Origin of the sequence: Parapedobacter defluvii, from assembly GCF_014642075.1 — a bacterium.
GTDB lineage: Bacteria > Bacteroidota > Bacteroidia > Sphingobacteriales > Sphingobacteriaceae > Parapedobacter > Parapedobacter defluvii.
Genome location: NZ_BMIK01000002.1, coordinates 69,305 through 86,101, shown reverse-complemented (window position 1 = coordinate 86,101; position 16,797 = coordinate 69,305). Strand labels below are relative to the sequence as shown.

Annotated in this window: 13 protein-coding genes; 3 read left to right on the top strand and 10 right to left on the bottom strand. The window is 49.6% G+C overall.

All coding sequences use genetic code 11. The features are described from left to right. Positions 1–15 precede the first annotated feature (15 nt). From IEX60_RS04225 to IEX60_RS04195, 7 genes are all read right to left on the bottom strand, one after another. Positions 16–2,364 carry a PSD1 and planctomycete cytochrome C domain-containing protein gene (locus IEX60_RS04225; RefSeq protein ID WP_188747785.1) on the bottom strand — a complete coding sequence of 783 codons (2,349 nt, stop codon included), beginning with the start codon at positions 2,362–2,364 and terminating at the stop codon, positions 16–18. A gap of 155 nt (positions 2,365–2,519) precedes the next feature. Next, positions 2,520–5,777 carry a PVC-type heme-binding CxxCH protein gene (locus IEX60_RS04220; RefSeq protein ID WP_188747783.1) on the bottom strand — a complete coding sequence of 1,086 codons (3,258 nt, stop codon included), beginning with the start codon at positions 5,775–5,777 and terminating at the stop codon, positions 2,520–2,522. Between the two features lie 82 nt (positions 5,778–5,859). Continuing rightward, positions 5,860–6,813, bottom strand: coding sequence for a 2-dehydro-3-deoxygalactonokinase (locus tag IEX60_RS04215; RefSeq protein ID WP_188747780.1), 954 nt, complete (start codon positions 6,811–6,813; stop codon positions 5,860–5,862). Between the two features lie 3 nt (positions 6,814–6,816). Next, entirely contained in the window at positions 6,817–7,965 is a 1,149-nt protein-coding gene (dgoD, locus tag IEX60_RS04210; protein ID WP_188747778.1) for a galactonate dehydratase, read from the bottom strand. A gap of 26 nt (positions 7,966–7,991) precedes the next feature. Further along, entirely contained in the window at positions 7,992–8,618 is a 627-nt protein-coding gene (locus IEX60_RS04205) for a bifunctional 4-hydroxy-2-oxoglutarate aldolase/2-dehydro-3-deoxy-phosphogluconate aldolase (protein ID WP_188747776.1), read from the bottom strand. Between the two features lie 14 nt (positions 8,619–8,632). Next, positions 8,633–10,891: a DUF7133 domain-containing protein gene (locus IEX60_RS04200; protein WP_229717413.1), complete on the bottom strand. Its 2,259-nt coding sequence runs from the start codon at positions 10,889–10,891 to the stop codon at positions 8,633–8,635. A 114-nt stretch (positions 10,892–11,005) separates the two neighbouring features. Beyond that, positions 11,006–12,655 (bottom strand): FAD-dependent oxidoreductase, encoded by a 1,650-nt coding sequence (locus IEX60_RS04195; protein WP_188747772.1) that lies wholly within the window; start codon positions 12,653–12,655, stop codon positions 11,006–11,008. A gap of 163 nt (positions 12,656–12,818) precedes the next feature. Here IEX60_RS04195 and IEX60_RS04190 point away from each other — a divergent pair, with 163 nt between their 5' ends. After that, positions 12,819–13,853 carry an LLM class flavin-dependent oxidoreductase gene (locus tag IEX60_RS04190; RefSeq protein ID WP_188747770.1) on the top strand — a complete coding sequence of 345 codons (1,035 nt, stop codon included), beginning with the start codon at positions 12,819–12,821 and terminating at the stop codon, positions 13,851–13,853. 13 nt (positions 13,854–13,866) lie between these two features. Here IEX60_RS04190 and IEX60_RS04185 read toward each other — a convergent pair whose 3' ends face one another. Further along, positions 13,867–14,853: an ABC transporter substrate-binding protein gene (locus tag IEX60_RS04185; RefSeq protein WP_188747768.1), complete on the bottom strand. Its 987-nt coding sequence runs from the start codon at positions 14,851–14,853 to the stop codon at positions 13,867–13,869. Between the two features lie 38 nt (positions 14,854–14,891). Here IEX60_RS04185 and IEX60_RS04180 point away from each other — a divergent pair, with 38 nt between their 5' ends. Continuing rightward, the gene (locus tag IEX60_RS04180; protein WP_188747766.1) at positions 14,892–15,713 is read left to right on the top strand and encodes a patatin-like phospholipase family protein; all 822 of its coding nucleotides are present in this window, start codon (positions 14,892–14,894) and stop codon (positions 15,711–15,713) included. A gap of 45 nt (positions 15,714–15,758) precedes the next feature. Then, the gene (locus IEX60_RS04175) at positions 15,759–16,133 is read left to right on the top strand and encodes a DUF423 domain-containing protein (protein WP_188747765.1); all 375 of its coding nucleotides are present in this window, start codon (positions 15,759–15,761) and stop codon (positions 16,131–16,133) included. Positions 16,134–16,259: 126 nt separating this feature from the next. On the opposite strand, the gene IEX60_RS04170 is transcribed toward IEX60_RS04175, so the two are convergent. Both IEX60_RS04170 and IEX60_RS04165 read right to left on the bottom strand, forming a co-directional pair. After that, complete coding sequence (locus IEX60_RS04170; protein WP_188747763.1) at positions 16,260–16,508, bottom strand: HepT-like ribonuclease domain-containing protein; 249 nt, start codon at positions 16,506–16,508, stop codon at positions 16,260–16,262. Positions 16,509–16,599: 91 nt separating this feature from the next. Next, a complete protein-coding gene (locus tag IEX60_RS04165; RefSeq protein ID WP_229717412.1) occupies positions 16,600–16,797 on the bottom strand; it encodes a nucleotidyltransferase family protein in 198 nt (65 codons plus the stop codon).

Here is a 16,797-nt window from a genome sequence, read left to right as displayed (position 1 = left end):
GCTATCAGCTTGCCGTTATGTCCGTGTAATCGTTTCTTCTAAATTGTACAATCCGTGAATGACTGCCATCAAAGCCGCCTGTTCAACCACATTCACCGTCTTCTCGTGAGGTGCTTCGCCCACCGCTACAAACGCCTCTGCATCCGCTGGCGATTCACGATAGCGTTTCAGTTCATCTGAATAATAGGACTCCAACGAACTTAGTTCCTTTTCACTGGCGTCCCGGCTTAAAATACGCCGGAATGCGTGGTTGATCAGGTCACGGGGCTTCGCCTGCGGTGCTTCCTGCAGCAATTTTCCGGAAAACACACGCGATGCCTCCAAAATCACGGGATCGTTCAGCATCACCAGTGCCTGCAATGGGGTGTTGGTACGTTGGCGGGTTACCTCGCACATATCCCGGTTGCTGGCATCAAAAATCAGCATATTGGGAGGTGGCACCGTCAATTTGATAAACACATACATGCCCCGCCTATAAAGTGCATTTTCATGATCTTGCACATAATTGGACAGCGCGCCTCTTCCCGAACTGGTTACTTCCCATATTCCATCCGGTTGATAAGGCTTTATGCTGGGACCACCGATTTCCGGATTAAGCAGTCCGCTGCTGGCCAATGCCAAATCCCGTATAAATTCTGCCGGCAGGCGCAACCGTTTAGCCCGTGCCAGGTAGATATTTTCCGGATCTTCCGCCAAGTGTTTTTTCGTCACGACGGACGATTGCCGATAGGTAGCACTCATCACCAGTTGCTTCATTAACCGTTTCACATCCCAGCCCTGATCTCGGAAATCAGCTGCCAGCCAATCCAGTAATTCGGGGTGACTGGGCAGTTCGCCCTGGTTGCCGAAATCTGCCACGGTAGCTACCAGCCCCCGTCCAAACACCATTGTCCACAACTGATTGACAAACACCCTTGCCGTCAACGGATTTTCTTTGCTGAATGCCCAGTTGGCTAACCCGAGCCGGTTGGATGCATACTGCGTGCTGTCAAACGTCAAAATGGACTCCGGCGTACCGGGGTATACCCGCTCGGTAGGCGCATCGTATACACCCCTGTCAAGCACGTAGGTAGGACGTACCTCGTCCAGTTCGCCCATTACCGATACAGATACCGCCGACGTGTCACCGGCTTTGTTGATAAACTGGAGTACGCTATCCACATCCGCTTGCGTGATGGTTAATCGAGGTGTCTTAGAAGGGCCGGAGTTGACGAGCCCTTCCAGTCCCTTTTCGGCGGAATTATTGAAAAAAGCGTATAACTGGAAATAATTTTTTTGCGTGAAAGGATCGTACTTGTGATCGTGGCACTGAGCACACTCCATCGTGATACCCAAAATACCTTTACTGAAAGTGTTGGTTTTATCTATTGCATAGGCTACCCGGTACTCTTCTTCAATGACACCACCTTCTTCCGTGATCTTATGGTTCCGGTTAAATGCAGAAGCCAACAACTGTTCTTTGGTTGCATTCGGTAACATGTCTCCTGCCAGCTGCCAGGTTACAAACCGGTCATAAGGCATGTTTTGGTTGAAAGCATGAATTACCCAATCACGCCACGGCCATTGTGTGCGTATATCATCATCCTGATAGCCGTAAGAATCCGCATAACGGGCTACATCCAGCCAATGCATAGCCATACGTTCACCATAGGCCTTAGAGGCAATCAATTCATCCACCACACGTTCATACGCCTCGCGCGAATCATCGGCAAGAAAATGCTCCAATTGCTTCTCTGTGGGAGGTAATCCGGTAAGATCCAAACTCAATCGGCGTAATAAATGGGCTTTATCGGCCTCTGGATTAGGCTTAAATCCCATCATCTCCATCTTCGCCAATGCAAAGTGATCGATCTCATTGACCGGCCATTCGTCGTCATCGACCTCTGGAATTTCCGTCTTTTCGGGTGGGACGAACGCCCAGTGGGGTTTATATTCCGCACCCTGCCGGATCCATCGTTCAATAAGCCGGACTTCATAATCCGACAAGGTCAGGTTTGACGACACCGGCGGCATCCGTATCGTTTCGTCGTTACTGGTAATACGGCGATAGGCCTCGCTTTGATCCGGATGGCCCGGAACAATCGCATGCATGCCCGCGGTTTCCTTCAATGCTTTATAAGCACCTTCCTCGGTATCCAATCTGAGATCTGCCTCACGCGCATTCTTGTCTGGCCCGTGGCAGGCAAAACATTTGTCGGATAAGACCGGCCGGATATGGAAATTGTAATCAACCACCGCAGGTAACGGCATCGATCCGCCCAAACCGCTGACTCCCCGTCCTGAGAAAAAAAATCCGGACAACGCCGCGATAAGTAGGACGATTGCCGTGCCTATTAGCCACTTTGACGAAAGAAAATGCCTCATAATTAAATTTACACGGGTACGCTAAATCAAATTTAGCGAAATAATCTGAAACTAACCAACTCTAAATCGACAATTTGTCCTTGCTTTTTGTTTGAATAGGCGCGTTATTTCCATTGCTCATCAATCAGCTATACCCCTAATTTCCGGTTTTAAATTTACTCCGTTACCCTAATCACTCCCTTCATCACCCGCCAATGCCCCGGAAATGTACAGATAAACGGATAATCTCCTGGCTTAGCCGGAGCGGTAAAATTCAATTGAAATGTTTCGTCGGCGTTGACTAGCGGAGTTGAAAACAATACTTCCGGCATCTGAGGGATGAAATGCTTTTCGTAGCCATCCGGAAGACCCGCCATACCATCGGCGGCCGTTCCGACCTTCTCCTCGCTTCCGGGCTTTACAACGACGATATTATGTGCCATCTGGTCGCGGTTTTCGAAAATCAACGAAACTGATTTTCCCGCTACTACCGTGAGAATTTCTTTATCAAAGGCCATTTTCCCGGGCAATGCCGATAGGTGAACGACAATCTCTCCTAGGTCCTTTGGCTGCAGATCGGGGGAAGTTTCCCGTTTCTCGGTTTGCGGATTCAACAGCTCCCGGTGCCGTTCACGGAACTGCTCGACTGCGGCTACACCCGACAACGCTTCGAAATCCGCAGCGGATAACGGAGCCACTCCATATTGAGCATAGTCAGGATCGTCCATAATGAAACCAGGCACCTGTAATTCGGCTGCTGAGGCCAAGGGCCGGAGCAATGCGTCGGCCTTTTTGGGTTCGTTGGCCAGAAAGTCTTTATTCTTTTTAAACATCTCCATCCAAACCGGCTTGAGGTGCTTGAAAGATTCGATCAACGCATATCCAATGTAATCATCCACAGGCTGATCGGTAACAGCCAGCAAGGCGTGTATGGTCTCTTCGGATGCAAAGTGGCTCAGCGCCGCCACCGCTTCCAGCCTTACCCGTGGTGAAGGATCCTTTGACAGGACAATGAGCCGCTCCTGGGCATCTGTTAGGGCATCCGCCCAATAAAGCAGTACACGGACAGCCGCAGCCTGGACTGATGGCGTCTCGCTTTTCAATAGGTTATCCAATAGTTCCTTATTGGGATGGTTAAACTGTTGGTACACCCAAAGCCCCTCCAAGCGGTGCTGGTCGATTTCCGGGTCATTCTCATCCAATCCGGCCAGCCACTTTTCAACAGCGGGTAAGACCTCATCAGCCGTAAATTCCCGGAGCTGCATGCGGGTACGGTAACGCACTCCGTCTTCATAGACCTTCAGTTGTTCGAGTAATTCGCTGACAGTTAATCGGCTAAGGTCAGTCACAGGCAGCACATCTTTGCCCTTATACGTTATCCTCCAGATCCGCCCGCGGGAATGGTCCCGTAGCGAATCCCTGAAATTCTGCTCGCCGTGCTGAATAATCGGATCGTACCAATCGAGTACATAAAGCGCACCATCGGGACCGAATTTAAGGCCCACCGGACGGAAATTCGGATCAGTAGACTGCAGAAGTGGTTCAATTTCATGCCCTACGATGCCACTTCCCTCCTCTGTTACCGTATGCTGGCGAATTCCCTGGAATCCGATAAATGTGTTAAAAAGTACATTTCCCTGCGCATTTTCGGGGAAAGCCCGGCTGGATACGACAGCCATCCCGCAGGTTTTAGGTTTGGCCGAAGAAGTCAGGAAATCCTTCATGCCCATGTGTTTTTTTGGGTAGTCGATGGCTACCGTAAGTGGCGGGGCGAAATAGTTCATACCCGTAGATACGTCCGCAATCAGATGCGTACCATCCCGCGTGAATACACTTCCCCAAGGGTTGGCATAGGGATACGAAATGTATTCATCCAGCTTCATCGTCCGCGGCTCAAACCGCCAAGTATTGCCATAGGCTCCCCGCCTCGGCCCATAAGGCGTTTCAATCTGGGAATGCAAAAAAGTACCCATATGCATATACAGCGCTCCATCGGGACCCCACGTGTACGTATTGAGTGTATGATGCGAATCCTCCGTTCCGAATCCACTGAGAAGCGTCTTCCGGTCGTCTGCCCGGCCATCACCATCGGTATCCCGCAAAAAAATCATATCCGGTGCCTGGGTTACATATACCCCCCCATCGCCCAGCTCAAATCCCAACGGAAGATACAGGCTGTCAGCAAATACCGTATGTTTATCCGCCTTTCCGTCGTGGTCGGTATCTTCCAACACCACGATGCGATCATCCGGCGGATTACCGGGGAAGTAGTGCGGATAGGCGGGCATCGTAGCCACCCATAGTCTTCCCTGCGGGTCGAATGTCAACGATACCGGATTGGCGATCGGAAAATCCAATTCGGAGGCAAACAGATTGATTTCATAACCATCCTGCAGTATAAATTGCGATTGAGCCTTTTCAAGGTCTTTCGGGTCGGTCGGGACGTGTTTATGTTCTTCAGATCGTTGCCTGAAGCTGGTGATAGCGATTGCTTTTTCTAAATCGACCGTTCCCTGCGGATTACTACCCGCCCAGACAAGGCTGTCTAACCGCACCACAATACGGTCAATTTCCTGCAATTCGGCAGGAAGTGCTTCTCCGCCTGCCCAGTCTTTCCGTCTGCCATAGATATATTCGCCATTTTGTGCTTTATACCGATAAAAAAAATGCTGGTTTTTCTTTTTCACCACTTCCTTTAATTGCTCCGAGTGAGGCGTACGCTCCCAGCTGGCTACAGGAAAGTCCAAGGCGGATGCCATCATTTCACTTACCTCGCGGTATCCGCGGTCATTGAGATAGATTCCGTTGGTTGTTAACGGTTCATCGGCACGGTTCATCAGCTTCCTGGTGGGCTCATACAGATCGATAAATGAAATCCCCAATTCATGGGCCACTTCCCGCATGCCCCGTGTATACGCTTTCAGGCTTTTGTTGTGCGCGGTTGGATCCGGCAATAAACCTCCCAGTTTCTCATGGGCGATCGGTGACACGAGAATGATTTGCGGCGCTTTTTCGCCGTTGTATTGTTGTTGCTGCAAATGGGTAAGGAAATTCTGAAGGTCGCGCTTGAAACCCTCCAGGCTGTCCAGCCCCTTGAACGCTTCGTTGAGCCCGAAACATACGAAAATAATATCGGCTTCCTGCTGTTGCAGATGCTCATCCAACGTTCCGAAATTCAGAGGCCTGGGGCGGAGATTCACCTCGTCGGCACTCCACGCCAAATTCCGCATCCGGAGGTGTTGTTCCGGGAAACTCATATGCAATAACGTCTCAAAATAGTTGTGCTCTTGAAGCCCTACGCCGAATGAATTGCCTACAACGACAATATGACTGTTGGGTTCCGGACGCAGCGGGGCAACGATGTCTTGCTGCCTGCAAGAGTAGAAAAGCAAAAATACGCCCAATAGCAGGCTGAAAGGTAGTTTCTTATTCATCGGGATAAGCTTGGTATGCGCACGAGACATTCAATATAACTTCGGTATAACTGGAAATTCTTACAATAGTAAAAAAATCCAATTAATAGTCCCTGCAAAGTGTCATGTACTGTCCTGCAATCAGCGCTAAATCTGCATCCATAGCTCCCCTTACGGATACACCAAGCTCATCTAGCGCCGTTCTATATAGAATGTCGTGCACGGATCCCGTAACCAAATAAACCGGCATACCTGCCGGTATGCATTTCAGTTCAGCACCCATCAACAGTCCGCTCAAATAATGGAAATTCTCCGTTTTTGAAATATTCTTGAGCAGTTGATTGGTTCTTACCCTAAATGCGGCATGCAACAGCCCCGATGCGCTGCCTGCTTCTACTCCTTCACGAAAACACACTTGATTGGCTGGTTCATTGAGATCTGTCCCTTCTTCGATAGACGCGGCGAGTATGCTATGCGTTGAAAGCAGCTTAAAAAATTCGCCGGTCATATGGGTTTGAAAAGCGATTACCTTTCGTTGCTTCACGGTCACATGTTTGGAATGGGTACCGGGCAGTATAATCAGTTGTTCTCCATCCTCATCTGCGAGCATCGACGAGCAGCCGACCATTTTGGTTTCTTCTCCGCGCATGACATCAGTATCCGTTTGTACCCCGGAAATGATAACAAGCGGATTCATCTCTTCATCGGATTCGAACCTTTCAACCCATAAATTGGCACCATCCAGGGAAATGGGCAACTTTTGATAAGGAAGTTCCTTCATCCCGATGGACGATGAAGCCATTCCCGAAAGGATTACGGGGATTCCCGTTAACAGCTGACCGGATTGACGGCCTAATTCCAGGATGCAGTCTCGCAATATGGATGCGTAAAATGCCTGTCTCCCCGGTGTATTTTCTTGTTTTTTCCAACGGCTGTAAGTCTCAGCGATGCCTTGCCCCTCCGTTATCTCAGCGAGGATACGGAGATCCGCTGCCCGGACCAGCCGAAGCCGGAAGGTGCTGGTTCCCCAATCACAACTTAAGAACATCGCTTCCATCGCTTACCATTCCGCCACACTGCCATCCCGATGGCGCCAAACGGGATTCTGCCACTGATGGCCTACGGCCGCCATTTTCCGGACGTGTGCTTCGTCAATGACGACGCCCAATCCCGGACCTTCCGGGATATTCACATACCCCTCCTTATACTGGAATACCGATTTGTCTTCTAAATAATCCAGGAGGTCACTCCCCCGGTTGTAATGAATGCCTAAACTCTGCTCCTGGATAAACGCGTTGTGACACGTGGCGTCTACCTGCAGACAGGCCGCCAAGGCAATGGGGCCTAGCGGACAATGCGGAGCAGCCGCCACATCAAAGGCTTCTGCCATGGAAATGATTTTCTTGCATTCCGTAATTCCACCTGCATGCGAAAGGTCAGGCTGGATGATATCCGCATAACCTTCGGCCAATAACGTTTTAAATTGCCATTTCGAAAACATCCGCTCACCGGTCGCAATGGGAATGGATACATGATTGGCAATTTCTCTCAGATCTTCATTGTTCTCGGGCAAGACCGGCTCTTCAATAAACATGGGCCGGTAAGGTTCCAGCTCTTTTGCCAGTATTTTTGCCATGGGCTTATGCACCCGTCCATGGAAATCGATCCCTACCCCGAAATCTCGCCCAACGGCATCACGTATGGCCGCAATACGGCTTACTGCCTCGTCGATCTTGGCATAGCTATCTACGTATTGCAACTCCTCGGTCGCATTCATTTTAACCGCCAAAAAGCCGCTGTCAGCCATTTTTTTGGCTGCCATACCCACATCGGCCGGTCTGTCGCCTCCGATCCACGAATATACTTTCATCTTATCCCTTGCCTTTCCTCCCAGTAACTGGTGGATCGGGGCTCCGTAGTATTTGCCTTTGATATCCCACAATGCCTGATCGATACCGGCGATTGCGCTCATCAAAATGGGGCCACCCCGGTAAAAGCCGGCCCTGTATAATACATTCCAATGATCTTCAATGGGTAACGGATCTTTCCCGATGAGGTAAGTCATCAATTCATCGACAGCAGCCTTCACTGTAGCTGCCTTTCCCTCAATTACCGGCTCGCCCCAGCCCACGAGGCCATCGTCTGTTTCAATTTTCAGGAACAGCCACCGCGGGGGCACCAAAAATAATTCATAGGACGTAATCTTCATTTTAAACTCGTATTGATGACCTGTTATTATTCATCTGCAAGTGCAGCAACAAACTGGCGTGCCTTATCGGTAATTATTTCCAGGGATCGGGCTGTAACGGGTTGTTTCGTGTTGACCAAGGCGCTGCCGACTCCAAATCCCACGGCACCCGCTTTTTTATAATCGTTAATATTCTGAGGTGTGATACCACCGGTAGGCAGCAAAGGTATTTGCGGCAGGGGTCCCGCGAGCTCCCGGATATAGCCGGGCGACGTGGCAGGAAATACCTTGATGAGATCTGCTCCCCATTTGAAAGCCGTATATATCTCCGTAGGCGTATAGGCACCCGGGATGCTTACCATCCCAAGGTCTTTCGTGGTCCTAATCACATCGCGGTCAACAATCGGTGAAAGTACAAATGTTGCTCCCGCAGCTATTGCAGCTTCTGCCATCTTCGCATCGAGTACAGTTCCTGCTCCCACTACCATTCGGTCGCCAAAGGTTTCGGCCACTTTACGAATGGCTGTCAGAGGATCGTCGGAATTCATCGTAATTTCCAGCACACGGATTCCCCCGGCATACAATGCATGGGCTACGTCCAATACATGGGCGGGTGGTAGCCCTCTAACAATTGCAATGACCCTGTTCTCCGTAATTTTGGTTAATGTAGACATACGGGTAAAAGTAATTAATCTTTACCAAATAATTCGTGCAATTCGCTCTGTACAAACGGCTCTGCACGGTCACCAAACCGGGATCGGATCGCTCCCAAATCTTCCGGCAGGATCTGATCGTCCACATTGTTGCCCCATGCGTTGCGGATATAACTTAACAGTTCAGCCAATTCCGCATCTTCAATTGCGGGGTTGTGCACGATTCCAGGCATTTCACCACTCACCTCGGGAGTTTCATAGGTATGACCAGCAACTTCAACGGGACCGGTCAGTCCGTATAATACCAACGCCATCAGCCGTTCTTTTTTTCCTTTGACCCATTCCGAACCCGCCAAGGGCGGCGCAATGGGTGATACCCCCCTTCCGTCTTCTCCGTGACAGGGCTGGCATGCCGTTTGAAAGAGTATGGCTCCCTTTGGATATCGCTTGGCTAACAGCGCCTGGTCTTCGCCCTTACTTTTTTCGTCAATCGCGTCTACCACCGAAGCAAGATGGCGATACAGCGCCGTGGATGTATCGGATTTTCCGCGTTCCAACTCATGCAAAAAACTTTTCTCGTGCCCGCCGATACCACTTATAAAAGCATCCGTTACATACCGGTCGTTTGCATAGGTCTTCGCCCATTGTTCGTACAAAGGCGTTACTTCGGAAATCCCCTCAGCACTCAATGCTGCCATGGTCAGCATCGCATACGGAGCGAGTAACGTATCGCCCTGAGAAACAGTAATTTTTAGAAAGTCCACCAATTGATCCGCCGACAATGTGTTTTTCAACGAGGATAACGCCGCCAATGCTTGGGCACGTACCTCCCACCGGGGGTGGTTCATCGCAATAAGAATATCGTCCGACGTCAGCTGCCCCAATCCTTCCAATGTCCACAATGCATGGATCATACGTAACGGTTCGCTGTCTTTTCGCAGCAAATCACGCAGCTTATCAGCCCCGTCATTGGCACGTTGGTCGATCAGCGTACGCTGTGCCTGATCACGTACCCATCCATTGGGATGCCCCAATAGCAAAATCAGTGAATCTGTATTCCGGGGGATGGCAACCGCCGTACGTTTGACATCGGTTGGAAATATCCGGTAAATCCGGCCCATACTTAACGGCAACGTCAAATTACGTTTGGCAATTTCATTTTTCAGATAAGGGGTTAAGTAGGTATTGTGCTGGATGATACCCCGGTACATATCCAGCATATACAGGGAGCCATCGGGCCCGTCATACAAGTTCACCGGTCTAAACCGTTCGTCATCACTTGCCAGAAATTCTTTGCCCTGGTACGCTTGCTTCCCGGTTACGCGAAAGCCTTCTGTATCCAACACGTTGCGCTTGATCAGGTTAGCCGAAGGCTCCGCAACGAAAGCATTCATACCGTCGATTAGTCCGCCCCGGTATAGGAGAGGCCCGCATGCCGCCGTGAAATTTACCAATCGCCCCGTGCTGTCCAATATCCCCTCCATGTAACCACGGTTGACTCCCGGTGTGGGATGTATGGGATAGACTCGTTTATCGGCTACAATGGTTTCACCGTATCCGGCCACCCTACGCTGGTTTGGGTTACCGGCACCGAGACCCGGCGGGAAATAATCGCCTGAAAGGTTACTGGAGTTGTCGTTGTAATACAGTCTGCCCCAATCGTCGTGACTGATTCCCCACTGTCCACGAAAATGGGTTTTCTCCTTGAGCCATTTGCCATCGGGACGCCTTCTATACCGCCAATCGTATTTAGCACTGTAAATCCAGTTGTCCAGCCCCCGCAAAAGGCCGTTCGGCTGATGTTCCACATTGCCACCTTCCGCATAGGCGCTATCCACCAGTATCCGGTTGGTGGGTGTATCGCCTTTCATTTCATAAAACCACAAGTTCGGTGGTTCAGCGACCAGCAGCCCGCCCCCTACAAGACAAAGCGCACGGGGCATCACGAGGGAGTCCAAAAAAATCTTCCGGTCATCCATCTGCCCATCCCCATCCTGATCCGTTAAGATGACAATCCGGCCAACCGGCGCATCTTCACCTGTTCCCAACGTGTCGGGCATGTAGCCCTCCATCTCCGCCAGCCATATGCGGCCTGCATTATCAAAAGTCATTGCCACCGGGGCGATTACCAAGGGTTCTGATGCGACCAATGCTACCTGAAAGCCCTCTTCCACTTCCATCGCCTTTATGGATTCCTGGGGACTGAGAACTCCGTCTTTTTCAGTATTGCCGCACCTCACCAAGGTGGTCACGATGAGGAAAAAGCTACAGAAAAAAATGAAACGGTTAAACACGGGTTTTAGATGATCGGATGTTTTGTATCTGTTTATATGAATTGTTTTCACGTTACAAATCTGCATGAATTTGGGGAAAAATCAAGATAAATAGCAAATTAGATACAATTAACATTATAAAGTCGGGTTGGCAAGCACTTGCTTTTCTGCGAGCAATTGCTCTTCCAATGCGGCGTAGGGCACATCCTGTACCGATACATGCCGGTCAATGGCGAGTACAGCCGCCAAAGCCGCGCTTTGACCCAGTATCATAAACACCGGCTCCATCCGGATGCTACCAAAAGCGATGTGGGAACTTGACACGCATACCGGCACCAACAGGTTCGCGCATTCTCCCTTTTTTGGAATCAACGACCCATAGGAAATCTGATAGGGACCTTTCTTCGGATGTACGCCGATGTCTCCTTCGTTCTGCACGAAACCATCCGGCTTCACGTAGCGCTGCACATTGTGTGAATCCAGTGTATAGGATCCCATTCCTACGGGGTCCGCGATTTCCCGATCGCTGAACGTATCATGCTCTGTCATCACGTATTGCCCAATCATCCGCCGGGCCTCCCGGATGTATAGCTGATGCGGCCAGTTCCCATTGTCTGTGAACTCGTCGGCCGCCAGGCCCCATTGGGCCATCTCGTTCCGTACATCTTCCGGTACCCCCGGATCGTTGGCCAGGAAGTACATCAATCCCTTTTGATAGTCTTCATGTTCCCGGATCATTTCCCGGCGCCGTTCATAGCTTGCCTCCGGGTAATCGTAGTTCATCCCGATGAAATCCGTACTGAAAGGCCCATGGCTATTGGTATCTGTTTTCCGGTTTGGAATCGGATCGAATTTCTCGAAGGTCTCCCGCCAACCCGAGGCAAATACACGGGCCAGTAGTTCATAGTTTTCCGGGTTGTAATTGTCGGGTTTGGGAAATGCCACCCGGTTTTCGGGGTGATTACTCAGACACATGCGGAAGCAATAGGCCTGCAGGCGGTGATCGCCCATTCCATACACGCCGGGATCTTCTGCAGACACGCCATATAGCAAACCACTCATGCTATCGCCTGCTACTTTATAGGGGCTAATATCGCTTTTGAACCAATGCCCATGGTGCAATACACCCGTTTGCACACCGTTCCACTGCTCGTCATAAACGCTGTTGGCCTCGCGCCCCACATGATAGCTTACCCCAGCTGCGGCCATCAGATCACCTTCATACGTCGCATCAATGAATACCTTACCCCGGTACGTCTTACCGCTGAGCGTAGTTATTGCCACAATCCGGTCTCCTTCTTTGGCAACACCTTTTTCACGGTCAAGCCATTCGTCCTTCCGAACATCCAGTTCAAATTCCTTCACATAATCTCCGAATACTTTTTCAGCGACATGGGGTTCGAAAATCCACATGGTCCGGGCATCCCCATCCATGGCCGGTGTTCCCTGCCCCTTATTACCGTATTCCGAATGTTTCTGCCAGCGCCACGCGGAACTGTCTTCGTAGTGGAGGTAAACACGGTGATAGAAATCACGGCTCAGTCCACCGATGACCGACTTATCGCCTGTATCGGTAAACCCCAAACCACCCGATGACAGCCCTCCCAAGTGAATATCCGGAGAGACAACAATGACGGATTTTCCCGACTTCTTGGCTTGTACGGCGGCGGTGACCGCTGCAGACGTGCCTCCGTAGATGATCAAGTCTGCCTCGTATGTGTTGGGATCGGAGGTACTACAAGCCAAGTGGCAACACAACAACAGGAATAAAACAACTCTAATCATAATTAAGTAATTGATTAATACGTAAGGGCCACCGTTTGGCTTTCCAAACGTCTCAAAGGTAAAAATAAAAAATTGTCCCTCACCTTGCGCTTTCTTAACCTATTTCAATGTGAACATTCAAGTATCATTCGTACATTTGTGTTTAAACAATAAAGAGAAGAAAATGGAATTGGGCATTAGCATATTCGGAGATCTGCAGGTAGATAAAGCAACGGGAAAATTTCAGCCTGCTGGACAGCGGTTACGCGAAATCATGGAGGAAATCAAACTGATGGACGAGGTAGGGCTGGATTATTTTGGCATCGGCGAACATCATCGGCCGGACTATGCCGTACCCACTCCCGAGATTGTTTTAGCGGCTGCCGCTACCGTAACAAAAAAAATTAAGCTGGGAAGTGCCGTCTCCGTGTTAAGCTCATCCGATCCCGTGAAACTCTATCAGAATTTCGCAATGATCGATCAATTGTCCGGCGGCCGCGCGGAACTGATGGCCGGCAGGGGGAGCTTCATCGAATCGTTTCCGCTTTTTGGGTACAACCTGCACGACTATGATGCATTATTTTCCGAAAAGCTGGATTTACTTTTAGCTATCAATAAAAACGAACGGCTCACCTGGCAGGGCAAATTCAGGGCACCGCTGAATGACCAGCAAATCTTGCCGCGTGCAGTAGGCAACAACCTCTCCATCTGGATCGCCGTGGGCGGAACCGCAGCATCCGTGGTTCGCGCCGGAAAACTTGGGCTGCCCTTGATGATTGCCATCATCGGCGGTTCTCCCGCACAATTCCAGCCGCTTTTTGACCTCTATAAAAAAACCTACCTCGAAAACGGCCATGACCCTGCCCGGTTTCAGGTCGGCATCCATTCCCATGCTCTATTTGGCGACAACGATGCAGAACTGAGCAAGGCCTACTATCCCTTGTATGCCGCACAGATGGATCGGGTCGGCAAATCGCGTGGCTGGCCTCCTTATCAGCGTACGCAGTTCGATTTCGGCAAGTCCAAGCACGGGGCGTTGTTCATCGGCGAACCCAATGCGATGGTTGATAAAATTCTCTACATGCACGAACTGTTCGGCCTTACCCGTTTTGCGGCGCACATGGATGTAGGAGCTCCCTCCCACGCCATGATGCTGAAATCCATTGAAATTTACGGTACCAAAATCGCTCCTCAAGTAAAGGCGTCAATTGGCAGTTAGTTGGAAATAAACCTCATTCATTGGACGTTACGCGTTCATAGGTTTCCGGAAAGCTAAATCCGAATTGTTTGGCTGTCCTGGGGTTATATACTCGTTTCCGGACGTTAAGCATCTCCACTTGCAAACCATCGGTTGAACCGCTTTTGAGATAATGTGCTGCCTGGGCTCCGCTTTGATGCCCCCATTGATAAATATCGGCACCAAAGGCGGCCACGGCACCACGGGCTACCAAACCCGATTCACTCGTGAATACCGGTACCTCTTTATCGTTACAGTTTTTGAGGATGGTCTCGAATGCAGCAAACACCGTGTTGTCGGGGTTTGCAAAGAAGGCATCGATGTGCTTGGTTAATAACGAGCGGACCACCAATTGTGCTTCCGCAGATGAATTGAGGGGCAGTGCGACAAGGAGGGTATTCATGCTGTCTGCAAGCGCAGCGATATGCTCATACGCCTCTACCGACTGAGGCTCGGACTGATTGTATATCATTCCCACCGTCAACTGATCACCCCGGGGTTTTACCATTTCCGTAATCAGGGCAAAAGAGGTGTCGATGTAATTCAGATTTTCCCCCGTGCCGAATAGGTTTACCGGTGGCTTTCCATTAGCGTCCAACAATCCCAAGATATCGGGCATGGCTGTTACCGTCTGAAAAATCGGGATGCCTTTACTGCGTTGTACAGTGGCAACGGTTGCCAAGGTGGTACTGGTGCCGATAAGATTGACTTGCTGACTGTTAAAATAGCTGATGATCTGGTTCAGCGTTGCTGCATCACCCTGTGCATTGCGATGGAGAACCTTAATTGTTCCATCCTGTTCGCTATACCCGCTGTCACGCAACGCATCCATAAAACCTTGATATGCCTGGGCAATGGTGGCGTCTTCAAATGCTTCCACGAAACCCACGACTGGAATACCTTCCTTTTTTTGCGGCGATTGGCAGGAAAATACCAAACCCATCAACCATATTGCCATCCAGGCATTGCGTATTTTAGTCATAAAAGCAAACTTAGCTAAAAAATTCGTAACCTTACACCATGGCTTTCAACTGGATAAAACGGTGGACTAAGCCCCGCAAAGTAGGCTTGGTTCTTTCAGGAGGTGGTTTGCGGGGTATTGGCCATTTGGGAGCGATTAAGGCGCTGGAAGAGCATGGTTTCCACCCAACCCTCATCTCGGGTTGCAGCGCAGGGGCTATTATCGGTGCCTTCTATGCAGCCGGCTATACAGTGGACGATATGCTGCACATTGTACAGGAAAACGATCTGTTTCCGACTACAAGCCTCCGCCTGCGAACTTCGGGATTTGTGAACACCCATTTCCTCACGCGCCTTTTCCGGACACATATGCCTGACAACTCGTTCGAATCGCTTAAAAAACCATTGTATGTGGCTACGACCAACATCCGCTCCGGAAAAACCGAATATCTCCATGCCGGACCGTTAGACGAAGCACTGCTGGCATCGGCCAGCATACCGTTACTATTCCCCGCGGTAAAACACGGGAGCACTGCCTATTACGACGGAGGCGTATTGGATAATCTCCCTGTCCAGCCCCTACTCGGGCAATGTAATTTCCTGATCGGTGTCCATGTTAACTCTCCGGATAACCTCACACCGGATCAATTGACCCCCATGAAAACGCTCGACCGCATCATTCACCTGGCTATCGGCCAATCCGTGGCGGACAACGCAAAAAAATGTGACCTTTTTATTGAGCCCCCCGATATGCTGCAATTCAGCATGTTTGGCAAGAAAGAATTGACACACATCTATGAATATGTGTATGCCTACGCTTCCGAGCAATTATCAAAACGACAAAAAACACACAAAAGACATCCATTTTCAACGCTCAATTGAAAAGCATATCTTTGAAGGGTATCTTTTCATGAAACGATCACTAGCATGCTCGCTCAACTATTTGGAGTCATTTTCGGACTCACGGCTGTTATACTCGGCGCTTTCGGCGCCCATGCCCTCAAGAAGAAATTTACGGAAGACCAACAGGACAGTTTTGAAACGGGTGTACGGTATCAGTTTTACCATGCATTGGTATTGCTGATCGCTGGTTTTGCGCAGACCGCCGGGTTAATCGAACCAGGGGCCTACACCTGGCTATTTATCAGTGGTACGGTGTTGTTTTCGTTCAGCATCTACGGTTTGTGCCTCAGTGGCGCCTTTGGTACTAAGTGGCGTTTTTTGGGACCGGTAACACCTTTGGGCGGTTTGCTGCTGGTAGCGGGATGGCTCTCGTTATTGAGTGAGATATTAACTACTTAAAAAGGGGATTTAGATCGATATTTCACCTGTTTATTTAAAGCCTTCCAATATTTGACTTATGTCATCTTTCAGTGGCAATAAATCCGTTCGTATAATCTCCCAAATAATACTTCCGTCCAATCCGAACTATTCATGGACAACATAATTCCTGAACCCTTTAATTTCCCGCCAAGTTATTTTCGGATAAGCCGCTTTAAATATTTCAGGCAATTTAGAAACGGCCTCCCCTATCACCGCAAAATTGTGCAATACAGCATGCTTTACTTGTAAATTACTCTCAAACAAATCAAAGTCAAGATCTTTTGTGAATTCCAAGATATTTTTAATCGCGTCATCGATATCAATCAACCAAAGTTTTATGTCCCGCTCACTCATATTCGAATCAGACTTTTTTCAATATACGGAAGATAATGAGGTTTTATCCCCTTTCTGGATACAACATCTACTTTTGTCTGAAACTCATCTTCTAATTCATTTGCAAGCCTAAAAAAACCCATCCAATCGAATCACTGAAATCTACCAAGACATCGATATCACTTGTTTCAGAATGCTCCCCTCTTGCCACAGAGCCGAATAAACCCAATTCACTAATTGGATAACGCTTTTGCAACGAAGGTTTCAATTTCTTAAGCCGATTGATAATATATTCTTTGGTATACACCAT